A 22,949-nucleotide genomic window follows, 5' to 3' on the forward strand; every position below is an offset into this window, starting at 1 on the left:
ACGTTAAATACCTAACAAGAAATGATTGGTTGATAAATCATACATATTTATAAGAGAGGGGATTTGTATGAAAATTTTAACTGTAGTTGGTGCAAGGCCACAATTTATTAAAGCATCCATGTTATCCAAAGCAATTCAATCTGAAGGGAAAATGGAAGAAATTTTAGTACACACAGGACAGCACTATGATGCAAATATGTCCACCATATTCTTTAACCAACTAAAGCTCCCTAAACCGGATTATTATTTAGGTATTGGATCTGGTTCCCACGGTGAACAAACAGCAAATATGCTTGCAAAATTGGAAAGTATTATGATCTCGATGGAACCAGACATCGTATTGGTATATGGAGATACGAATTCCACCTTAGCTGGAAGCCTAGCAGCAGCAAAGCTCCATATTCCTATTGCACATGTAGAATCTGGATTACGTAGCTATAATAAAGAAATGCCTGAAGAGATCAACCGAATCGTTACAGATCATTTGTCTAGTTGGTTATTTTGTCCATCACAAACTGCTATGACGAATTTAAAAAAAGAAGGTATTACTTCAGGTGTGTACCAGACTGGTGACATTATGTTTGATGCAGTGCTTTTCTTTAAAAATCAAGCATTAAAACAATCCACGCTAAGAAATGATTTAACGCTTAAAAAAAATAATTATTACCTAGCAACCATTCATCGCGCAGAGAATACCGATCAAGTTGAACGATTAACAGCCATACTAACAGGGCTCCAACAATTGGATAAGACAGTTGTCCTTCCTTTACACCCTAGGACGAAGCAGAAAATAGAGCAGTATAAATTAACCGACTTAATTACTCATACTCAGATAAAGACGATTGAACCTGTAAATTACTTTGACATGCTAGCGGTTGCCTCTGATGCAAAAGCGATTTTAACCGACTCTGGAGGATTGCAAAAAGAAGCATACATGCTGCAAGTCCCTTGTGTTACGCTCAGAGAGGAAACCGAGTGGATTGAAACGTTAGAAACTGGTTGGAATCAACTAGTTGGCGCAGATACGCAGCAAATCGTCAAGAGCATGAAAGATCTGTCCATACCAACAAATTCGCCACTCTTATATGGAGATGGAAAAACTTCTTCTCTCATTCACAATCTATTATTGCAAACGTATAACAAGAATCATTAGTGGGAGAGGCATTCATTACCTCTTCCTTTGGTTATCTAGCCATCTTTCCATCGATATAACCCTTCCACCTTTGTAGTGTTTCACTCATCTTGGGATCTTTCTCAACCGAATTCAAAGCAGCTAATAAATGAATATGTGTTACATGATATCCCCACGATGCGATATTCGGATACCCACCATCTGTCGTATAATGGGTTAAATCATATGCAGTTCGATTTCCTAAGTCATATAAAGGTAACATTCTTTTTAGAGTTCTCACACCATCTTCATATAACATTCCTGCTTGCCTATTTCCTGTTTGTTTGTGGAGATCATATAATCCAATTAAAGCGAACATGAAGCCATTTAAAATGTAGCTAGGCGGATTTGTAGGACACTCTTCATAAAATGAATACTTGCCTTCAAACTTGGCTAAGATTCCATGATCATTAGAAGATGTTTGAAAAATAGAGGTAGCTTGTAATGCTTTGTTTTGATAGGTAGTATTTTTTGTTAAATAAGATGCCCTTGCCAAAACAGACATTGCCATTCCTAAACCAATAGACGAATACCATGGAGCCTTTAACTTTTCTAGCCTGCTAGGATAATAAGCATGATCAAATTGATAAGCCCAGCCTCCTTGAGAATTTTGGTTTTGTAAAAACCATGCTGCAACAGATAAAAATTTCTGTTTACTTTGTTCATCCTTATTTTTCAGGTATAAACTATAATGTTGTAAACCATATTGGGCAATAGTAGAAGGATTAAAATAAGTTCCAAATGGATAGACAGTTTTTGGAATACCATCATGAAATTCTACACTCCAGTTCTCCACCCCGTTTTTATCATAATGTAAATAATTCCCTCGAAAATCGTACTGATTAATCTCGGAATAACGGGCTTTGGAAACATGGATCTTTAATAATTTCTGACCCTCGATCCATTCCTTTTCAGCGAAATATCCCTTCTCTAATAACGTGATTGGAACAAATAGCTCATTCCCAATCTTCTTTCCTTTACATTCTAAATGTTGATGCATCACTACACGAATATCCTCAGGCCGTCCTGATTCCATTTTTATATCACCCTCAACTTCTGTTAAGATTGTAATTTTTTAGCAGGGATACCTACAGCAACTATCCCATTTTCAAGATGTTTAGTGACAACAGAACCTGCACCAACAATCGTATTTTCACCAATGTTTACTCCAGGCAGCAGTGAAGCGTTATTCCCAATTTTAGCTCCTTTTTTTATGTACGGTCCCTTTAGGGAGTAGCTTTGTGCTCCCATATATTTGTCATTCGACATCGATACACATGGACCTAGAAATACATTATCTTCAATTGTTGTATCCCCTGTCACATATGCCAGCGTTTGAATGGTACAAGATTTTCCAATTATTGTATTTAACTCTACAATGGCCGCCCTACCAACAATCGATTCATCTCCGATCGTAACATTTTCTCTAATACTTGCATGGTCGCCAATAAACACATCTTTTCCCACTCGTGTACCAGAATAAATAGAGACGAGCTGCCCAATTCGCGTACCAGGTTCAATCACGAGCTGAGTCGCCTTAGATGTTTTTCGCATTCTCTGATTTATGCTAGGCTTGACACCAATAACGCAATTACAACCAATATGGACATGATCACCGATGGTTGTACCTTCTAAAATAATCGAATTATGGCCGATAACAACGTGCTCACCAATGCTAACGTTATTTTCTATAACAACATTATTTCCAAACTGCGAGCTCTCTGGAATAGAAGCCAAACAAAAACCTCCTCAAGTTATACTATTATTGTAGTATACATTTAATTTTTTCAATTAATTGGTTTGTTCTTTGTTGAACGCTATGATGCTTACGTACAAATCGGTACCCCTGTTCGGCAATTTGTTCACGTTCCGTTTGATGACTTAAGAAATATGCCGCTTTTTGCTCAAAATCATGCTCATCTATTGGTACAAAATGAATCCCTGGTATAAATCCAATATCCTCTAGCTCATTAAACGTAGGAGCCAGTAGCAATGTTTTACAAGCAAGAGCCTCAAAATATTTGATTACAGGATAATGAAGTTTTGATGGACAAGTAAAAAGTATCTTTGATCTGTTTATTTCCTTGGCATAATTCTTACCAATCATCTTCTCTTGTTGTTCTTCCTCATTAAAATGATGGTACCCTGGATGTGGATGATACACGAAATCTGCCCTTCCTTGATAGGTATTGATAATACGTTGTCTTAATGGATAAAGCTCATTTACCGCCCCAATCATTAATAAATTGATATCTTTTTTTAATCTGTAGTCCTTACATAATTCTATATTAACGAAATGTGGAAACCATTCCATTTTATTTTGAAATTCCGGATATACCTCCAAACATTTATCACGAACGACTGGAAACAAATAATCAATGTTGTTTTTCTGTATATAATTCCTTCGAAGACTTACAAAACGATGAACATCATTTATAAATAGTCCAGTAGGGATATCCACATGTGCAAGCCCCTTTATTATTGGCTTCATTTGCCGATCGATATCATTGAGAATCAATATAAAATCCGGACGCACATCAAGTTGTTTCAGGATATAATCAATATGTCCTGATTTTCTCCACAGCATGACGTGAACAAGACGAGATAGTTCCTGCTCTAAGTAGAAGTAATTTCTATTAATCATCTGTGAAGTGTCTTCAGCGATTAATAATAGACGAATCATATTGCCACCTCCCTTCTTAATTGAACAGGTCAAAGGCCAATTTTATTTATTTGTGTTATGTCAGTCTATCTCGCTTACAAGCTCATGCATACGATATAGAACAAGGAGTCATCAGAGTGAGGAGATTTATTATGAGAGTTGGTGTAATTGGCACAGGAAAGATGGGAGAAAATCATATTCGAACATATTTATCCATGCATGAACACTGCCAACTAGTTGGTATTTTTGATAAAGATGAACAAAGGGCAAATGATATGGCGAACAAATATAATGTGAGACAATTTCAATCGATGGATAACCTTCTCCAACAAGTTGATGCAATAAGTATAGCTGTACCAACTGAATACCATTACCCAATTGGCTTAACCTGTATTAAGCACAACGTGCACATCCTAATGGAAAAACCAATAACTAGTACGGTTGTTCAGGCAAACGATTTGGTCAAAAAAGCGAAAAAGGCGGGAATAAAGCTTCAAGTCGGTCATATTGAACTATTTAATCCAATAATTCAATTACTGATAAAGGAATTAACAGATGAAAAGATCATTGGAATGGAATTTCATCGAATGAATCCATATCATCACCGTATTAAAAATGTAGATGTAGTAGCTGATTTAATGATCCATGACCTTTATATCCTACAAGCTATTCTTCAAGATACCATTGACGACTTTCATGCTTTTGGTAAAATCATTGAAAACACCCCAAAACACGCGGTTGTTATTGCTACATCTGTTAAAGACATTATTGTACAATTAACCGCCAGCTTTAAATCGAAAAGAAAAATAAGGTCTATCCAGATTTTAACCGAAGACGCTCTATTTGATGTCGACATCATTCAAAAGCAATTAAAAATCGTACGATCAGGCATAACAAGCATAACTGTGATTGATGATGAGATCGAACCGCTCCACTTACAGTTAATGGATTTTATACGTTGCATCCAAAACAACGATCAACCAAAAGTCTCGGGCGAAGATGGGATAAAAGCACTTCAGCTTACCAACCAAATCGGTAATGCAATAAGTAAGTTGAATTAAGTATTGTCAGCGTACACTTGGAAGTGTACGCTTATCATTTCATCGTATGACTTTTGGAATAAACTTATGAAAAAACAATATAAAAAATACCCTGAACTTTATATCAGGGTATTTTTTATTTTATTTAAGCTGCTACAGGGAAACGAACGAAGTTAATTGCGTCTAACGATATATAGATTTTCACATTATCACCGTATCCGCTGCTTACATCAATTACTAATACCAATTCCGCAGTCACTGTTGAAAGAATTCCTTCTATTAAGTTGTTATCTGTAGCTACCTCAACAGTAGAACCCAATTGCGTTGCAAGTTCAGCTGCAAATGCATCTTCAAACATTTATAATCCTCCTTTATAGTTCACTGACAAATTCAATCTTATCGATTCGGACAAGTGCTTGTGACCCGGTATTCTCAATTACAACAACATAATCATCTCTTACTGCTAGCAATGTCCCTGTTACCATTCCAAAAGGAGTGGTTAGTTCTACTTGTTCATTAACTAGACCTAAAAGTACATCTCGGATTGTAGTAGGCGTGTCAGGTGTACCCCCATTATCTCCTGTGTCTCCAGCACCGCCGTTACCACCTAGGTCAAGCCCAACATCCACACCAATTCCTGGTAAATTTACAGATACGTCTTTACTTATGCCACTGCTATTAGCTAGGTTCTGAGACAATTGATTTAGCAGCTCTAGTAGACTACGCTGTCCATTTGTTAGTGCCAATGATATTCATCCTTTCTATAATATATTTCTATTCAATATATGTGCCACAATAGCCATTAGTAAGGGCATTTATTTCATGGAGCGATAATTCCACCTTTATCCTATAGATTCATATAACCCATAAATAGACTAGTATCTTAGCACGATTACCTCTTGTGAGAATATACTATATAAAAAGCTTTGCTGGAGGTGGAAGAATTGAGTAAAAACAATCAAAATAATAATGCTTCAAGCCATATTGTCGATTTTCTTTTAGATGCAACATTAAAAAAGCACGGTGTTACGTTAGATAAAACGAAAGTAAGTGAAACAGATAAAGAAACACTTAAAGATATGGTTAGCAAGCTAAGGAAAGATGTGGATGGCGTAATGAAAAGTAATAATGAGGAAGATGAAACAAAATAAATAATAGACAAATAGATCAATTTTTAAAACCCCCTATATTCAAAGTTAAATCTAAATCCCGGTAAATCAACAAAAATTACCGGGATTTCCTCTTGTCTTTTAAAAAACAATTATTTCTCCAATAAATAGGTAGTTTATCTTGGTACAATCACCCTTCCTATTTCAATTTTGAGACATAAGATATTCTAAACGAGAAGAAGGAGGAAATAATACTATGTCAAGATCAAAAGCGTTTGAGAAGTCTTGCTGTGAAGATTGCGGCAGAACAATAGATAGGAGAAGACGTGGTCGTCATGAAAATGTTTGTGACAGCTGTAGTAATGTACGTCCAAGTTATGATTCTTGCAATGATTCTCGTCATGATTCATGTCATGATTCATGTCATAATTCTTGTAATGATTCCCGAGGAGAAGATAAAAAATGGAGAGCCTTAGACACATCGATGTGCCATCCATTTGATGATCCTACCGTAGATCAAGAAGCAAGCGGTGAATTGAAAAATGTTCAACAATCTATTGAATCCATTATTATCAAAGATTCTTGTGATGTAAATGTGACATCATCTGACATTCAAGCTGCACTTAATGTACAGGTAGCGCTACAGGTTGCCATTGCTATTGTAATTAGTATCTCTATTGCAGATGGGAACCAAGCAGACGAGGTAACACAAGACCTATTTGCTAAACTAAAATCCAGCCAAGTGAATAAACAGCAAGTATTTATTGAAAACTCTCGTGGCGTAGAAGTATCTACTTCCGATACAGATATCGCGATCAACGTTCAAGTGTTGCTTCAAATCTTGATTGCACTAGTTGTTAGATTAGATATTCTATAATTTTCAACCTACAAAATAACCTATTAAATAATCATAAACGAAAAGGCCATTTTCTTGTGCGAAATGGCCTTTTCATTTACTTAAAAACCTTTAGATATCCGTACGTATATGAGGGTTATAAAGTATAAGTTTAATCAATCGTTTGCTTAAACTAGCTTTTATGGTTCGTAGTTTTATTAATTGCTCATTCGGTTTATGAATGACAAACATGATTTGATTTGTTATGCTAATAATAAAGCTTAGTGAAGTGAAACATAACTAAATATTCATAGACTACTAGGGGTGCCCATGGCGTGGGCTGAGAGGAAGCAGTTGAGCTTCTGACTCTTACAGACCTGATCTGGTTAATACCAGCGGAGGGAAGTAGTAGGCATAGCGTCTTTCTATTTCATAACCGAAGCCAGGTCCCCAAAGGATCTGGCTTTTTCATAGTCGTAAAAACAAACAGAGAACATTTACTAAGCTTAAATCTATAACAAAAAGGAGCTCATTTATGAATCCATGAGAAAAACCTATTTACTAACATACATGGCTGTATTTATAGCGATTGGTACGTTAGGAGCCCAATTTCTTTGGTTTCCTGCTGGAATTGCTAAGGCTTACCCTGTGCAGCATGCTGTAAATGTCATAGCTGCCATTACATTAGGACCTGGCCCAGCTGTAGTGATTGCTTTCACAATCGGTTTATTACGAAACATGATTGGTCTAGGTACACTGTTAGCATTCCCTGGTGCGATGATTGGTGCTTTCCTAGCAGGAATGCTTTATCGTTGGGTAGGTAAAAAAATAGCTGCTGTCTTTGGAGAAATTATCGGCACAGGAATCATCGGTTCTCTCTTTGCTGTCCCTTTCGCCAAACTATTTATGAATAGTGGTACAGGTGCACTATTTTTTATGCCATCCTTCTTGGCAAGCAGTATATCTGGAGCATTTATTGGTTGGATCATCTTATTAAAAGTAAAACAAGAACATATTATTCGTTTACAAGGAAACTACTAGGGGCGCCATGTTGCTGAGATAAGGAACGCTTCCTTTGTCCCTTTGAACCTGATCTGGCTAATACCAGCGCAGGAAAGTAGTGAGGAAATTATCATAACACTCCTCTATTTATCTACTTTAATTCCTCTAGTAGCGTCCCATAATAAAGGAGGCTAAATGATGTGTTTCACAGATCATTTAAGACAAGAAAATAATGATATCTTTGCGCTCATTTTTGAACATCCATTTGTTCAAGGCGTCGGAAATGGAACGATCCCCGATAAAGCCCTTGCTCATTATATTAAAGCGGATTTCGAATATTTGAATGCATTTATGCAAATTTATGGGATAGCCTTAGCAAAGTCTAAAAAGCGAGAAGATATTGCCTATTTCTTTGACCAAATAAACTTTGTATTAAATGATGAAATCCACCCCCACCGAAATTTTTGTGATCATATTGGGGTTAAGTATGAAGATTTACAAGGACACCCTCTTCCACCAACAGCAGACCATTATATAAAACATATGATGTACCATGCCCAAATGGGGACATCCGGTGAAATACTCGGAGCACTACTTCCATGCCCATGGACGTATTTAGAAATAGGGAAAGAATTGATGAAGCAATTCCACCCAACAAGAGATCATCCATTTTATGACTGGATTAGCTTTTATGCAAGTGATGAGGTAGAGAAAACAACAACTGAAATGAGAAGCCGGCTCGATATATTAGCAGCCAATGCATCAAAATCAGAACAAGATCTAATTAGCGAAGCTTTTCGAAAAAGCTGCCAGTTGGAACTTAAATTCTGGGAGATGGCTTACACCTGTGAAGAATGGCCGGGAGAAAAGAAGGTGACCAATCAATGAGTATACCTCCAAGTGTACTAACTATCGCGGGAACGGATCCTAGTGGAGGTGCAGGAATACAGGCAGACCTTAAGACATTTCAAGAATTGAAGGTTTATGGGATGTCTGTCATTACTTCTGTGGTTGCTCAAAACACAACTGGAGTCCAAAACATCCATCACTTACCAACAGGGATGTTACATGATCAATTACAATCTGTATTAACCGATATGCCAGTTCATGCGATAAAAACAGGAATGATTGCTAACCGAGATATGATGGAAGTAATTGCTGATGCAATACCAAAAACAAATGCACCTTACGTAATTGATCCTGTTATGGTAGCAACAAGCGGTGATCCTCTGATTGATGAAGAGGCAAGGGGGGTTCTTAAAGAACAATTATTACCAATAGCAACGTTGGTTACCCCAAATATTCCCGAAGCGGAGTTTATTATAGGAAATTCCATCAATAGCCTAGCGGATATGAAAGAAGCAGCCATATCAATTGTCCATACGTATGGACCAAAAGCAGCTCTTATCAAAGGGGGCCATTTACAGGGGAAAGCAATTGACTTTTTGTATGATGGATCACAACTTCATACATTTGCTGCGGACCGATTTGATACGAAGAACACCCATGGAACTGGTTGTACTTATTCAGCAGCAATTACTGCAAACTTAAGCAATGGGCTTCATTTAATCGAAGCTGTTCAAATGGCAAAGCACTATGTGACCGAAGCAATAAAGCATTCCTTTCCATTAGGAACAGGTAACGGTCCTACCAATCACTGGGCTATAAGAGAAGAAAGGGTGAAATAATGAAGGATTCGATCATTCAAGAGGTTAAAGCAACTACTCCACTAATCCATAACCTCACAAATGAAGTTGTCATGAACTTTTCAGCTAACGGGTTGCTGGCTTTTGGGGGAGCCCCAGTTATGGCAAAAGCAAAGGAAGAAGTTGAAGAGATGGCAGCGGCGGCTGATGGAGTATTGATCAATATTGGAACAACGTCATTAACGGAGCTGGAAGCAATGAAGCTCGCTGGTAAAGCGGCCAATAAGAAAGGGATACCTGTTGTGCTAGACCCAGTCGGAGTTGGGGCTACTTCATTTAGGCAAGACGGAGTTCGTCAATTATTACAGGCTGTTTCATTTACAGCAATTAAGGGAAATGCTGGAGAAATGGCACAACTTGTTGATATCCCATGGGAAACAAAAGGTGTGGAATCTGTTGGTGATGGAAATGTTGAAGAAATTGCAGCTAAAGTAGCCAAATTGTACCAAACAACTGCTATTATTACAGGAAAAACAGACGTCATTTGTAGTAATGAAAAGATGATTCATAATACAACAGGTCATGCCTGGTTAGAAAAAATTACTGGTGCAGGCTGCTTATTAGGCTCCATTCTAACAGCTTGTTTAACAACAAATTACTCCATTGAAGAACAAGCACTTACTGCTGTACAATTCTATGGACTAGCAGCGGAACATGCTGCAGCACAATCATATGTCTACGGTCCAGGAAGCTTCCTGCCAGCATTTATTGATGCACTATCTTTGAAATCAGAGCAATTGGAAAGGAGCTAATCAGGAATTGGAAGTAAGACAAGCATTAAGAAAATATTTTATTATGGGAAGCCAAAACTGTAATGGCGACCCTAAGGAAATCCTTAAACAAGCAGCGAATGCTGGAATAACCGCATTTCAATATCGGGAAAAAGGAAACGGTGCATTACAGGGATTTCAAAGATATTTATTAGGCAAACAATTACGGGATATATGCAAACAATACCAAATTCCTTTCTTCGTTAATGATGATGAAGAATTAGCAGAAATATTAGATGCCGACGGTATACATGTAGGTCAAGATGATAAACCGGCAGCAGAGCTGCGACGCCGTTTTCCAAACAAGTGGATTGGGCTTTCGATATCTAATCAGGCAGAGCTTAACAATAGTCCAATCGATTCCATTGATTACTTGGGGGTTGGACCAATATTCTCTACAACTACAAAAGAGGATGCTAAAGTTGCTGTTGGTACCCAATGGGTAAAAGAAGTTAAACATGCCTATCCCCATATCCCCATCGTCGGAATCGGAGGAATCTCTGTTGATAATGCTGCATCTGTGATGGAGGCTGGAGCAGATGGGGTTTCAATCATCTCAGCTATTACAAATGCGAAATATATAGACCAAGCCGTATCGCAATTATAGAGCCCTCTATAGAAGAAAAGTAACAGCTTTTATGAACAATAAAGAAGCTAGAACATTATGAGAATAAGGACCTCTAAATTCGAATATTCGATAACCGCAATTCGAAATAGGGCATGCTTTCTACGGGGATGACCAGGTTAAATTGGAAAAGCAAAAACCGCTTATCCGAATTGAGCTGATGGATGGATCCCGTTCGAATCATGCCTATTTCTATTGCTATGTTGGATGAATAAAGTTACCCATTATCCAATGTTTTGGAACTGGTTACCCTGTAAAAACCATTCATTGCCTCGCTCTCAACTCTACTTTCGTTTATCTGCGTAAACAGCCATTGCATCACGCATAAATATAGCGAGTCCGTTACCAAATTGGTCAATATTTTTGGTGAATCGTTCATCGTCCACATACATTTGACCAAGCCCTTTAAAAGCATCAAGGGAATAGGTTCCCATCTGGTTCAAGAATTCAAACCATTCACCAATCCGTTTTTGGGCTATTTCAGAAGCAGGATCTTCATGACGAACCACTGCTAATTCACGATAAATAGCATGGAATGTTTCCTCGAATTCCTTTTTCTCCTCATTCGTCATTCGGTTCATTTTCGCATTGGACTCATCCACTGCCTTATCACCCCAACGCTCACGTGCTTCTTGTTCATAAGGATTATGACTGAAGTCAAATCCATCGAACTTTTCTTTATTACTCATAACGATCTCTCCTTGTTTATATTTTATCGTTTTATCAATTGTTCGAATCATTGTATCGACTCGATCCCGTTTATCAAGCAGCATATTTCGTTGCATTTCTAGTGCCTCCGCTTGATTGAAAGAAGGGCTGTCAATGATCTCTTTAATCTTCTTCAGCGGAAAATCAAGTTCTTTAAAAAATAGAATTTGTTGCAAGCGTTCTAGATCCATCTCAGAATAAATACGATACCCTGATTCGGTTGTCTGTTCAGGAGTCAAAAGCCCAATGTCATCATAATGATGAAGTGTGCGCACACTAATTCCAACCAAATCAGCTACTTCCTTAACTTTCATGGCTGTTAACCTCCCTACAATCTATACTATAGAGTATCACGTAGCGTGAGGGTCAATAGCAAGTTTCAAAATAATTTTCATCAGATTGAAACCATCATTGTAAATGATCCATTTCCTATACGTACAAACCTGCCGATGAGTATAAAAAAACACCATCCATCTAATGGACAGTGCCAACATTGATTAAATCGCCTTCCTTGACGGAAGTTCTATTTCATTTTCTTTCTCTTCAAAACGATATGGATAATTTTTAAGCTCTCCTTTAAAAATACAAGTAAGATTATTCATATCTCGAAGATCTTGAGGCGTACAAAGATTAGCCGATTTATTTAATTTATTATCTAATTCATTAAGAATCGTTGCCACAAACTGTGAACAGAAAAATGCATTTGATCGATGGATATTAAACTGAAATAAGAGGGCAACCATGCCAATCAAGTTATACCGATACCTATCTTTTTGCTGTTCCATTTGATTTACTTTATCAACCATTTTCTTATATTCAAACTCTGTTACATTGCAGCTATACACTTCACATACTGCGTTTCTAAACAACCCTTCTGAAATGTTTTCTTTAACAAAGCCACCAATAAAAGGATTTGCTGGATTTTTACGACCAAAACTATACATGTTCTCTAGTTCTAAGCTAAATGATAAGGAAGCATGGTTTAAAGGCTTCCTCGTATAAAACTTAATTAATTTTGTAAATAATGTTCCGGTGTCTGTAAAAATTAAATAAACTTGTCTTTTACTGTTACTATCTTGATTCATGATTTTATATTCCTTTTATATACAAAGTAATACATGCTTAAAGGCCACCAAAGTATCGTGAATATTGGGTAGATTGCCCAAATCGTGCTTGGAGAGTAAAAAACGTTCACCATAATAAAAAATGCGCAAAGAAGGGTAGCCCCCTGAAGGGAGAAAGAGAAATACGATTTTCTTCTTGCATGGTAGACAGAAAGCGGCCACCATAATATAGCAAAAACAGGGAATATAACCCAAGGCGTATATGGTGAAACAAGTAGGTTTAATAAACAATAATAAAGAATAAAGATTCCACTACCAATAATTGCAATTCGCAACGGTTTTACTTTCCTCCTCAGAATCATCAGCATCGGCCAATAAACGAGAGGGATGATCGTGTATAATGCCCATGGATGTTCAGGGGTACTTCTTATATTCTCAATCACAAGTAAAAAAAAGATAATAGCACTACTAATGACAGAGAAAAACGTCTGTTTCTTCATTTTGAAACAATATAATCCAAACGGAAAAATGAGCATGAATGCAGTTGGGTAAATAAACCATACATGTTCTTTACTTGTTAATAGATTGACAATGACTAGAAAAATAATCGTCATGATCGAACCTGTTAGTAAAAAAGCAACATCTATTTTTTTCATCTTGTTTCCCCCTACTTTGTTCGTTTCCATGAAAAATACATTGTAAGTGGCCACCAAAGTACCGCAAATGTTGGGTATACAAACCATATGATTTCTGGGGAGTAATAGAAATTAATAAATACAAATAAGGAAATAATGAGAAGACTTCCCCATATGGAATACCATAAATTCAGCTTAGACGTATTCCTCTTTTTAGGTTGGCTTACACCTAATTCTTGCTTTAAATCTTCAATATCTCCAAAATCAACGATGGCTTTATTAATTGCATCCTCCTCCGTTTTTCCTTCTCCCATTAAGTCCCAGACCTTTTCTTCAAGGTTTTGGGTCACCTCTTGCATAACTGCGTTTTTTTGCTCGCTCTCAGGTATATTTTTAAATAATTCCTCCACGTATCCATTAATCTTCTTCAATCTAATCCCTCCATGAATAAATCGATAATTGCCTTCGTTTCTTTCCACTCTTCAACCGTTTCTTTCAAATAAGCCTTTCCAAGGGTAGTTATACGATAATACTTTCGCTTTCCGCCTTGAGAAACATTTCCAAAATAGGAGTCAATTAAATCCTTCTTTTCCAGCCGTTGAAACACCGCATATAAAGTAGCTTCCTTTATTTGGAATCGGTTGTCTGTGCGTGCACTTATCTCTTTTGAAATTTCATAACCATATCGATCTTCTTCACATACTAAACGTAAAATGATCGATTCCAAATGACCACGGATGATATCACTTCTTATCATTATCACACTTCCTCATTTTGACTACTCTATCTCACAGAGTAATCATACGATAAATTACTCTGTCTGTCAAAGTAATTTTTAAAAAAGCTCGCTACATGAATCAGTCATTGATGATACATGTGAAAATACAGACGCATTATACTGCGTTTTGTTCACTAGAAGTACGGTGCGAACAACTCGCTTTCCGCGGATGAACTTCTAGTGACTTCGTTGTCTCACCCCGTTCTTTTGCAAGCGTTTCATCGTCCCTCTGCTAAATCGAGACAACCTTTAATATTTGATAGTTCGCTGTCATCAGTGCCTTTGAGAATTCTACCTTAAGCATAGCAGTGGAAACTATTGCTAAAAAATAAGGCTGTCGAGAACGTTTTCTCGACAGCCTTAGGGCACATGAAAATTGTCTGTTTCACTCTTAAATGTTATTTGGCTGTTCTTTTTTTTCTTGATCTTTTGGAACAGCTCGGTACACTAGAAATGCTAAAATAACCGCAGCAATGGAGATAGCAAATGCGATAAAGTAAACAAGTTCAACTCCTGCCACCATTGCATCACTAATCGCGTTTGGATCTTGCGGATTTTCGGACTGACTTAAATAATGTGCTTGGCGAGCATTCAATATACTAATAAACACGGATACCCCAATTGCACCTGCTACTGGCTGCAATGTTGTCATTACAGAAGTTCCATGGGGATACAATCTTTTGGGTAATTGATTTAAACCATTCGTTTCCGCAGGCATCATTATGGCTGATACAGTGAGCATTAATATAATATACCCAATAATAATCATCCAGGGTTCTGTATTTTCGTTCAGCCTGCTCATCATGAACATGGTACCACTTAATACAATAGACGCAGGTATCATTAATAACCTTGGACCGAACTTGTCAAAGAGATGTCCCATGACGGGTGACATAATACCATTTAAGATACTTCCTGGTAATAGCAAAAGCCCTGCTGCTGCAGGCATCAGCCCTAAGGGACCCTGCATAAACACAGGTAGGATAATTTCCGATGAAAACATCGTCATCATAATGATTAAGAACATCAATATCCCATGGGTGAACATAGGATACTTGAACACTCGTAAATCCATCACTGGATCTTCTAACTTGAACTGTCTGATCGCAAATAACGTAATACCTACAACCCCAATAAATATAAATGTGTACACATTCGGACTTAGGAAGCCGTTTTCCCCTTCCCCCGCTGCACTAAATCCGTAGACAAGTGATCCAAAGCCAATGGTTGAATAAACAAGTGATAACACATCAACCTTTGGTTTTGTAACTTCTGAAACATTTAATAAATACTTATAAGCAAATCCGACAGAAAACAGAGCAAATGGGATTACACAAATAAATAAAAAACGCCATCCTAAATATTCAACAATCACTCCTGAAAGTGTAGGTCCTATTGCCGGAGCAAACATAATAACCAATCCCACAAGTCCCATCACCTTCCCACGCCGATGTGGTGGGAATACAAGTAAAAACACATTAAATATTACTGGCATTAATAAACCTGTTCCCGCTGCCTGAATCAGTCTTCCTATTAATAAAATAGGAAAAGTTGGTGCTAACGCACAAATTGTTGTCCCAAGGGTAAAAATGGTCATTGTTCCTAAAAATAACTGCCTTGTCGTAAACCATTGCAATAACACAGCAGACGCGGGGATAACTATCCCCATGATAAGCATAAAACCCGTTGCCATCCATTGAACCGTTGGTAAGGATACATTAAATTCTCCCATTAATGTAGTGAGTGCAATATTTAATAATGTTTCGTTCAATATTGCAAAAAAAGCACCAATAATTAATGACAACATAATTGGCATAACCTTAAAGTTCGGATTATCCGCTAAGTATTCATATGTTGGTTCATTCTTATCGTTCATTGTATAGATCTCCTTTCTAATTATTAACCTTGTAGCATCGTCACGATAGGACAGGTAGCGTCAACACATTTTTGATAAAAAACACAATAAAAAGGGAGAGACTATTCTCTCCCCCTTCACGTTCTTGATTTGTTGAAATAGGCAGACCAATCCCAGTAGCTACAAAATTAGCTTGTTATTTAGTTATAACAGTAATTTTGGATTGATCATTTACCACTTCAAAAACCTCCGTTCCATTTAAGTAAACTAATACTAACATGCACCATAGACAGAAGCAAGTATTCAATTATTAAATTATTTTAAAGGTAAATATTTTAACATGCATCTAGAAAAATACTCAGAAAAAATAATAACAAAATAGACGCGTGCCCCATATAGTAAAGAGAAAGATTCAATAGGAGGAGATTTTGTATGTATCCTTACAATTATGAACCACCTAATAATGACGAACAGCGGATCTTTAATTTACCTAATATAAGTGGCATTTTTGGACCGGGTGGCGGCCAAGGAGGCGGAGGTTTTCCAGGATTTCCTGGCAGCCCCGGAGGGGGGCCTCCTGGCCCTCCAGGATTCCCTGGTGCACCCGGGGGTGGGCCTCCCGGGCCACCTCCAGGACCTGGGGGGCCAGGTCAAGGGCAGGCGCCAACTGCTCCGCCACCATCATTTGTTCCGCAAAAACCACAAGTACAAACGTTTGCTGTTGATCCAGGCGGAATCCGATTCTGTTTATTTCGCAACACCTATATTTGGCTAAGAAGGGATTCCTTCTGGTTCTATCCAATTTTTGTAGGCAGAAATTCAATTGCTGGCTTCCGCTGGACCGGTTTTGGATGGGTTTATTTCGGAATTGATCTGGACCGAATTGAATCATACCAATGCTTTTAGTTAAATAAGGATAGTCGACTATACCAAGCCTCCCTCTCTCTCATAGGCTAAAGTGAAGGGAGGATGCGATATGTATAATTTGGCTCTTCTTTATTTAGCTTGTGTATTTGCTGCTTTTGGTCTAACGAATGTACCGGTTTCTGCAGTAATCACAGAAGATATCACCAACTTCCTCGACATCATCGGAGGAATAGCTATGATTGTATTTGCAGTTGCTACGCTTTATATAGGGTTTAAAGCCTTATTTCAAAAATAGCTTATGGAGAATCCGACGAAACGATGTGAAATGAATAAACCGTATGCAATCAAGTTAAAAAACGGATTGCATACGGTTTTGTTTTTAGTTCAGTACCTACTATTTGTCCTCATCCCTTTTGATGGTTAGGATTCTATGACCATAGTGCTTTACTTCTTGCGTGAACAAAGTATAAGTCTACGTATGACAGATAGATTATTAGAATCTCGTCACCTAAAAGTCATGATCAATCAAAAATATTTCGCTAGCAACATTTATCTGAAAAATAAAGAAGCATTAGAATTCCAATTAATCTACAACAATATAGGTTGCCTTGATTGGTCCATGTACACCTACAATTAAGTTCATTTCAATATCAGCACTATTACTAGGTCCAGACACAAAGCTTACACAAGAAGGTACGTCTACGCCTTGCGCATCGGCTTCGTGGAGCTGCTTGGCAGCCTGGGTCATTCTTGGTACAAGTGTATCTTTAGGGATGATAGCGATATATGTTTTTGGTAAGAGACTAATAGATCTACCATTATCTTTATTGTTTAATAGAGTCACTGTCGCAGATTCTGCTAAGGTTATATCACTAAATGAGATTCCAACATCCGCTTGTTCCGCAATCCTTTGGTTCGCTTCTCCTAAAGAATGATCCCATATGTGAACGTCTAATTCCTGGTCAAGTCGGGAATAGATATCATCCAAACCATATACTTGATTACGCTTATCATTTGAAGCAATTATTGATTTCCCTTCATACCTGGCAATCGTATCCATTAACACGTTAGATAAGCCATCACGATTTGTATGAATAAAATCGGTATGAATAACGTTGCATTGTTCCTGTAAGACAGAAATTAAATCATCCGTAGAATACCCGTTTAACACGTCATATTGGGGTTGCACACTGTATGTCGGTCTTTCTACGCCATCCATTCGTCGTGGTCGGCCTAAATTTGCTGCTAAATTACTTAAGAACGTATCTCTATTATGAATAGCCATTATGCCTTCCCTTCCTTTTGACGGTTACTCCACCATGTCCGGAATGATTGTTTAGGTGGTGCCGGAAAATCTCTTACATCGGTCCAACCTTTTAATGGACCAGGTCCATTTTCAATATTTCCATCCCTTGTCCAAGGTTTCAATGCCGTACGAGCCATTTTCGTACTTAATTTATATGCAGCTGGATTAGACGCCCATTTAGCAAATCCCTTCATCATCACTTTTTCTGCTACTGGTGATTTCTTTTCCTGTTCCACAATAATTTCACGATGTCGAATTAATTGTTCATGTAGTGGTATCTTTACTGGACAAGCTTCTGTACAGGCTGCACAAAGTGAAGAAGCATACGGTAATTCTTTATGATCTTCGTATCCATCCAATAACGGAGTTAGTACGGCACCAATTGGACCAGGATAAATGGAATTATAAGCATGACCCCCTACATGACGATATACTGGACAAACGTTGATACATGCCGCACAGCGAATACAGTGAAGTGCGGATTGAAACTCCGTTCCTAATATTTTGGAGCGTCCATTATCAACAATGACTAGATGATAGTCGTCTGGCCCATCAATCTCATCCTCTAATCTTGCTCCGGTATAGGAAGTCACATAACTGGTTAATTTTTGTCCCACAGCAGCTCTGGTAAGCAGGCTCACTAGTACTTCCATATCTTCCCATGTTGGGACAATCCTTTCCATTCCCATTACTGTAATTTGTGTATCAGGTAGAGCCGTAGCCATTCGAGCATTCCCCTCATTGGTTACCAATGTAATAGCACCGGATTCTGCTATTGCAAAATTACATCCAGTAATTCCTATATCAGCAGAGAGGAAATCCTTCCGTAATTGTTCACGTGCGAATGCCGCCAACTCTTCCGGATCATCTGATTTATCATACCCTCGTTTTTGTGCAAATGTTTCTCGAATTTGTTCTTTATTTTTATGCAAGGCGGGTGTAACAATATGAGATGGTGGATCTTCATCTAGTTGTAGGATCCATTCTCCCAAGTCCGATTCAACTACTTCTGCCCCAATATTTTCTAGGCAATGATTTAATCCAATCTCTTCTGTAACCATTGATTTGGATTTCACGACTTTCTTTGCTTGTTTCTTTTTCACAACATTTTCAATGTAATCATTGGCTTCTTCTGCTGTTTCAGCAAAGAACACGTTTCCGCCTCGTCTAGCCACTTGATCACTTAGCTGTTGTAAATAATAATCAATATTTTCTAGCGTATGTGTACGAATTTCCGAACCAAGCTGTCGCCAATCTTCCCAATTCCCAAGCTCCTCCGCTTGCGATAGACGTCCTGTTCGAAAACGACCTTGGGCAGAAGAGACAGCTTGACGCATAAACTCATTTTCGATCCCCTTATCAATACGATCTTTATAAGAAACATCTCCAATTTTCACGCTCATGCTATCCCTCCGCCTTTTTCTTGTGTATTTAAAATCTCAGTAATGTGAACAACCTTCACATTCTTACCTTCTCTTCGCATCCTGCCACCTATATTCATGAGGCAACCCATATCTCCTCCGACTAAATATTCTGCATTGGTCTCCGAAACATGCTGCGATTTTTCTTTTACCATTTCCCCTGAGATTGCTGGATTTTTCACGGCAAATGTTCCACCAAATCCACAGCAATCTTCTTTTACTGGAAGTTCAACAAAATCTACGCCTTTAACGTTGTTGAGCAGTGTTTGTGGCGCATCCTTTACACCTAAGACTCGTGTCATATGGCAAGATGGGTGGTAAGTCACCTTTCCTTTAAAGGTTGACCCAAGATCCGTAACTCCTAGAACATCTACTAAAAATTGAGTAATCTCAAAGCTTTTATTCGCAAGGTCATTAGCAGCTTCTTCCCATTCAGGATCCCCTTTAAAAACGGCAGGATATTCTTTTAGCATTCCAACACAAGAACCAGAAGGGCCTACAACATACTTCGAATCCTTAAACGCACGCATCATCTGTTTCATCGATTTTTTCGCCTCTTGTAAGTATCCGCTATTATAAGCTGGTTGACCACAACATGTTTGCGCAGCAGGAAAATCTACCTCACAACCTACTCTTTCTAGAATTTCTACCGTGTTTTTACCAACATCAGCAAAGATAATATCACTGACACAGGTAATGAATAATGATACTTTCATTCACCTTCACCTCTAAACTTATTCTTGAAAGCTGTTTTCCTTTCGATTGTCGCTTTTGAATTCAAACCGACAATTGATACGAAATGCCTTTTTTAAATGGACCGAGGTTATATTAATCAATCTCCAGATTCTTAAATAGAAGTTTTTCTACCTTTTCTAAGTGATCATACATATAATTCCTTGCTTTATCCGATTGCCTGTTCTTAATTGCTTGAAAAATTAGTTGATGCTCTTCGAATAATACATTTGCTCGGTCTTCCGAATACAATAACAGCCGACGCGTCTCTCGAATCGTTTCTGACATTAAATCAGATACACTGCCCATTAAATTAATAAGTAGTTCCATATGTGTTGCTTGTGCAATAGCTAAGTGGAATTCAGTATCAGCGCTTTCCGCCATTACATCATTTCCTTTTGCTTCTTTCATGACATCCAGTGCTTTTTGCATCTGAACTAGATCGTTTTCATCATGATAACTAGCTGCGTAACCAGCTGTACCTACTTCCAATATTTTACGAACTTGGTATAATTCTTTCACATCCGCGTGTTTCATTAAGAAAGCTGTACTAACCGGTAACGTAAATCGTTTTGGGTCGAAGGTTTTTATATAGGTCCCTTCCCCTTGATGCATTTCAACAAGCCCCATGGATCGTAAGCCACTAAGAGCCTCACGGATTGCTGAACGCCCTACATCAAAATTGCGAGCCAATTGTTCAACCGATGCTAACTTATCACCAGGTTGCAGTTGTCCATTCTTAATCATATCTATGAGTGAATCAGCTACTTGTTCGTAGATTTTCTTTGATTTTATGCGTTTATATTCCATGATTTTCAACTCCTCATCATTTGAACCCATTTTACTGGATTGTCAAACGTTTGAAAAGTTGATCATATGACAGAACATGATGCTAAAAAAGCTGCAGGGTGATAAAGCTAGCTGCTCCAATTAATAGTCCATATAAGATTGCTGGTGGTAACGTTTTCCTAATAATATCGCCTTCTTTACCAGATAGCCCAACTACGGCACTAGCTGCAACTACATTATGAACACAAATCATATTCCCTGCTCCAGCTCCAATCACCTGAGCAGCAAGTACAGCGTTTACATCTAAACCAACTTGTTGAGCAACATTAAATTGAATCGGCGAAAAGGTTAATGTTGATACAGTAGCGCTTCCTGTTATAAATGAACCTAGTTCTCCTAAGAATGGTGCAACTAGCCACCAAACAGAACCTAGTGAACTAGCAAAAGATTCTGCTATATATTGAGGCATACTCGCCAATTCATTCATATTCATTCCTGAATTTGTAAAGACATGCACCATCGCTAGTGTTGTAATTAAAGAGATTGCTGTTGTTTTCATCGTAGATAGGGATTGCTTCGATGCACTTATAAAGGTCTTTACTGTTCGTTTGTGTAAAAACACCGATACTATTGCTGCAATCGTAAGTATTGTTCCTGGAGAATATAAAAACTCCCAGTCAGAGGCTATTCCTTCAATACCAAGAATATTGGTCCATGAAAGATTAATAGCTTCCTTTGTAAAATTAGCTAACCAAGGAACAACGCGTGTCAATAATAACAATACAACAACAATGATGTATGGCGACCATGCAGCAACAATGCCCATTTCGGACTTTACTTCCTTTTGTTTAAAACCTTCCTGCAATGCCTCTTTCCATTCTGCCTTAGGGATTAACCATCCCTTTCGTGCTGTTAATGTAGCAACTACTAAAGCAGTAAGTGATGCTAAAATAGCAATGAATTCTTGACCAAATAAGATGGCATAGAATAGTGCTGAGCTCGTATACACAATTCCTATCAGTAAAGTCCACGGAAGCATGGGAAGTGCGTCTTTAATCCCCTTTCCTTTGCCAAAGAAAATAGTCATAATCAGGACCAAGACAAAAGGGATGAATGTCCCTGCAAATAAATCCAACGTTGTAATAGTAATCCCAATTTCTTGAAAAAAAGAAGCATTAGCAGTTGGAACATTACTTAGACCTACTGCAACAGGGGTTCCTACAGCACCGAAAGCCACAGCTGAACTATCTGCAATTAAGGCTAATGTTGCAGCTGCTAACGGTTTAAATCCAAGTGCTATCATTAATGGCCCTGTTACCATTGCTGGTGTCCCAAAACCTGCTGCCCCTTCAATTAATGAACCAAACAGGAAAGCTACGATGATAACTTGAACTCTCATGTCCCCCGAGATACTTTGAAACCCTTGATTAATTCGATCAACTGCTCCGGTATTTCGAAGTGTATTTAGTAATACAAGCGCCCCAAAAAGTATCCATAAAATAGTCAGTGTTTTATGTGTCCCTTGAAAGATAGAAGAAAGTATGACTTCTCCTTCCATTCCCCATACCGTAAGCGCAAACATAATCACAATTAAAGCACTCCACGTCATCCCCTTTGTTGCCGGGAAGCGCAATATTACAAGAAAAATAAATGGTGCTAAAATAGCACTCAGTGCCACAAGTAAATACATTAAACCCCTCTCTCCCACAAATAAAGCGATTTCATAGATGTACTATAAATAAGGTCATCTGATGACCTTATTTATAGTTTACTTCGTTTTTTACTCGAATTCAAGTTACTATATCAGAAAAATACGTTTCCCGGATAAAAAGCTGAAAGGTTTTGTGCCGTTAGTGATAAGCTTATCTATATTC

Annotated in this window: 27 protein-coding genes and 2 riboswitches; of the genes, 11 read left to right on the forward strand and 16 right to left on the reverse strand. The window is 38.0% G+C overall.

Annotation, left to right across the window (positions count from 1 at the left end; genetic code table 11):
• The first annotated feature begins 67 nt into the window (after positions 1–67).
• The gene (wecB, locus tag BN990_RS16425) at positions 68–1,153 is read left to right on the forward strand and encodes a non-hydrolyzing UDP-N-acetylglucosamine 2-epimerase (protein ID WP_021288787.1); all 1,086 of its coding nucleotides are present in this window, start codon (positions 68–70) and stop codon (positions 1,151–1,153) included.
• Between the two features lie 31 nt (positions 1,154–1,184).
• Here the strand turns inward: wecB and BN990_RS16430 are convergent, their stop codons facing one another.
• From BN990_RS16430 to BN990_RS16440, 3 genes are read right to left on the reverse strand one after another with little or no spacing between them, the layout of a single operon-like run.
• On the reverse strand, positions 1,185–2,207 hold the full coding sequence (locus tag BN990_RS16430) for a D-glucuronyl C5-epimerase family protein (RefSeq protein WP_038245816.1): 1,023 nt from the start codon (positions 2,205–2,207) through the stop codon (positions 1,185–1,187).
• 23 nt (positions 2,208–2,230) lie between these two features.
• Positions 2,231–2,908: an acyltransferase gene (locus BN990_RS16435; RefSeq protein WP_021288789.1), complete on the reverse strand. Its 678-nt coding sequence runs from the start codon at positions 2,906–2,908 to the stop codon at positions 2,231–2,233.
• A gap of 25 nt (positions 2,909–2,933) precedes the next feature.
• The gene (locus BN990_RS16440) at positions 2,934–3,854 is read right to left on the reverse strand and encodes a glycosyltransferase (protein WP_021288790.1); all 921 of its coding nucleotides are present in this window, start codon (positions 3,852–3,854) and stop codon (positions 2,934–2,936) included.
• Positions 3,855–3,970: 116 nt separating this feature from the next.
• On the opposite strand from BN990_RS16440, the gene BN990_RS16445 reads away from it, so the two are divergent.
• Positions 3,971–4,894, forward strand: a complete 924-nt coding sequence (locus BN990_RS16445; RefSeq protein ID WP_148530719.1) for a Gfo/Idh/MocA family protein — start codon at positions 3,971–3,973, stop codon at positions 4,892–4,894.
• 124 nt (positions 4,895–5,018) lie between these two features.
• Here BN990_RS16445 and BN990_RS16450 read toward each other — a convergent pair whose 3' ends face one another.
• Together BN990_RS16450 and BN990_RS16455 are read right to left on the reverse strand one after the other, a co-directional pair.
• On the reverse strand, positions 5,019–5,231 hold the full coding sequence (locus BN990_RS16450; protein ID WP_021288792.1) for a hypothetical protein: 213 nt from the start codon (positions 5,229–5,231) through the stop codon (positions 5,019–5,021).
• 13 nt (positions 5,232–5,244) lie between these two features.
• Entirely contained in the window at positions 5,245–5,619 is a 375-nt protein-coding gene (locus BN990_RS16455; protein ID WP_038245817.1) for a DUF2642 domain-containing protein, read from the reverse strand.
• 198 nt (positions 5,620–5,817) lie between these two features.
• On the opposite strand from BN990_RS16455, the gene BN990_RS16460 reads away from it, so the two are divergent.
• The 7 genes from BN990_RS16460 to thiE all read left to right on the forward strand — a co-directional run bounded on the left by BN990_RS16460 (position 5,818) and on the right by thiE (position 10,902).
• Entirely contained in the window at positions 5,818–6,024 is a 207-nt protein-coding gene (locus BN990_RS16460; protein WP_038245818.1) for a hypothetical protein, read from the forward strand.
• Between the two features lie 442 nt (positions 6,025–6,466).
• Complete coding sequence (locus BN990_RS23530; RefSeq protein WP_051739235.1) at positions 6,467–6,859, forward strand: spore coat protein; 393 nt, start codon at positions 6,467–6,469, stop codon at positions 6,857–6,859.
• Positions 6,860–7,127: 268 nt separating this feature from the next.
• Positions 7,128–7,238, forward strand: a riboswitch (TPP riboswitch).
• 122 nt (positions 7,239–7,360) lie between these two features.
• A complete protein-coding gene (thiW, locus tag BN990_RS16470) occupies positions 7,361–7,858 on the forward strand; it encodes an energy coupling factor transporter S component ThiW (protein WP_038245819.1) in 498 nt (165 codons plus the stop codon).
• Positions 7,847–7,950: riboswitch (TPP riboswitch) on the forward strand. (Overlaps the previous gene by 12 nt.)
• 67 nt (positions 7,951–8,017) lie before the next feature.
• Positions 8,018–8,707: a thiaminase II gene (gene tenA / locus BN990_RS16475; RefSeq protein ID WP_021288798.1), complete on the forward strand. Its 690-nt coding sequence runs from the start codon at positions 8,018–8,020 to the stop codon at positions 8,705–8,707.
• Positions 8,674–9,507, forward strand: a complete 834-nt coding sequence (gene thiD / locus BN990_RS16480) for a bifunctional hydroxymethylpyrimidine kinase/phosphomethylpyrimidine kinase (protein ID WP_238323681.1) — start codon at positions 8,674–8,676, stop codon at positions 9,505–9,507. The genes tenA and thiD overlap by 34 nt, the downstream gene beginning before the upstream one ends.
• Entirely contained in the window at positions 9,507–10,277 is a 771-nt protein-coding gene (gene thiM, locus BN990_RS16485) for a hydroxyethylthiazole kinase (RefSeq protein WP_038245821.1), read from the forward strand. The genes thiD and thiM overlap by 1 nt, the downstream gene beginning before the upstream one ends.
• Before the next feature lie 43 nt (positions 10,278–10,320).
• Positions 10,321–10,902 (forward strand): thiamine phosphate synthase, encoded by a 582-nt coding sequence (gene thiE, locus BN990_RS16490; protein ID WP_051170014.1) that lies wholly within the window; start codon positions 10,321–10,323, stop codon positions 10,900–10,902.
• A gap of 302 nt (positions 10,903–11,204) precedes the next feature.
• Here thiE and BN990_RS16495 read toward each other — a convergent pair whose 3' ends face one another.
• The 6 genes from BN990_RS16495 to BN990_RS16520 all read right to left on the reverse strand — a co-directional run bounded on the left by BN990_RS16495 (position 11,205) and on the right by BN990_RS16520 (position 15,981).
• A complete protein-coding gene (locus BN990_RS16495; protein WP_038245822.1) occupies positions 11,205–11,942 on the reverse strand; it encodes a MerR family transcriptional regulator in 738 nt (245 codons plus the stop codon).
• Positions 11,943–12,125: 183 nt separating this feature from the next.
• Positions 12,126–12,713 carry a hypothetical protein gene (locus BN990_RS16500; RefSeq protein ID WP_021288803.1) on the reverse strand — a complete coding sequence of 196 codons (588 nt, stop codon included), beginning with the start codon at positions 12,711–12,713 and terminating at the stop codon, positions 12,126–12,128.
• Entirely contained in the window at positions 12,710–13,348 is a 639-nt protein-coding gene (locus tag BN990_RS16505; protein WP_021288804.1) for a hypothetical protein, read from the reverse strand. The genes BN990_RS16500 and BN990_RS16505 overlap by 4 nt, the downstream gene beginning before the upstream one ends.
• A gap of 11 nt (positions 13,349–13,359) precedes the next feature.
• Positions 13,360–13,758: a permease prefix domain 1-containing protein gene (locus tag BN990_RS16510; RefSeq protein WP_038245824.1), complete on the reverse strand. Its 399-nt coding sequence runs from the start codon at positions 13,756–13,758 to the stop codon at positions 13,360–13,362.
• Entirely contained in the window at positions 13,755–14,084 is a 330-nt protein-coding gene (locus BN990_RS16515) for a PadR family transcriptional regulator (RefSeq protein ID WP_021288806.1), read from the reverse strand. The genes BN990_RS16510 and BN990_RS16515 overlap by 4 nt, the downstream gene beginning before the upstream one ends.
• Positions 14,085–14,496: 412 nt before the next feature.
• Positions 14,497–15,981, reverse strand: a complete 1,485-nt coding sequence (locus tag BN990_RS16520; protein ID WP_074436691.1) for an MDR family MFS transporter — start codon at positions 15,979–15,981, stop codon at positions 14,497–14,499.
• A 411-nt stretch (positions 15,982–16,392) separates the two neighbouring features.
• On the opposite strand from BN990_RS16520, the gene BN990_RS22960 reads away from it, so the two are divergent.
• Together BN990_RS22960 and BN990_RS16530 are read left to right on the forward strand one after the other, a co-directional pair.
• Entirely contained in the window at positions 16,393–16,866 is a 474-nt protein-coding gene (locus BN990_RS22960; protein ID WP_021288808.1) for a hypothetical protein, read from the forward strand.
• 70 nt (positions 16,867–16,936) lie between these two features.
• Positions 16,937–17,122 (forward strand): hypothetical protein, encoded by a 186-nt coding sequence (locus tag BN990_RS16530; RefSeq protein ID WP_021288809.1) that lies wholly within the window; start codon positions 16,937–16,939, stop codon positions 17,120–17,122.
• A gap of 288 nt (positions 17,123–17,410) precedes the next feature.
• Here the strand turns inward: BN990_RS16530 and BN990_RS16535 are convergent, their stop codons facing one another.
• The 5 genes from BN990_RS16535 to BN990_RS16555 form a co-directional block, all read right to left on the reverse strand.
• Positions 17,411–18,112, reverse strand: coding sequence for a LutC/YkgG family protein (locus BN990_RS16535; RefSeq protein ID WP_021288810.1), 702 nt, complete (start codon positions 18,110–18,112; stop codon positions 17,411–17,413).
• A complete protein-coding gene (locus tag BN990_RS16540; protein WP_038245825.1) occupies positions 18,112–19,536 on the reverse strand; it encodes a LutB/LldF family L-lactate oxidation iron-sulfur protein in 1,425 nt (474 codons plus the stop codon). The genes BN990_RS16535 and BN990_RS16540 overlap by 1 nt, the downstream gene beginning before the upstream one ends.
• Positions 19,533–20,270 carry a (Fe-S)-binding protein gene (locus BN990_RS16545; protein ID WP_021288812.1) on the reverse strand — a complete coding sequence of 246 codons (738 nt, stop codon included), beginning with the start codon at positions 20,268–20,270 and terminating at the stop codon, positions 19,533–19,535. The genes BN990_RS16540 and BN990_RS16545 overlap by 4 nt, the downstream gene beginning before the upstream one ends.
• A 112-nt stretch (positions 20,271–20,382) precedes the next feature.
• Entirely contained in the window at positions 20,383–21,096 is a 714-nt protein-coding gene (locus tag BN990_RS16550) for a FadR/GntR family transcriptional regulator (protein WP_021288813.1), read from the reverse strand.
• A gap of 82 nt (positions 21,097–21,178) precedes the next feature.
• A complete protein-coding gene (locus BN990_RS16555) occupies positions 21,179–22,765 on the reverse strand; it encodes an L-lactate permease (RefSeq protein ID WP_038245826.1) in 1,587 nt (528 codons plus the stop codon).
• Positions 22,766–22,949: the final 184 nt, after the last annotated feature.

This window comes from Virgibacillus salexigens, assembly GCF_000723585.1.
Lineage (GTDB): Bacteria > Bacillota > Bacilli > Bacillales > Amphibacillaceae > Virgibacillus > Virgibacillus salexigens.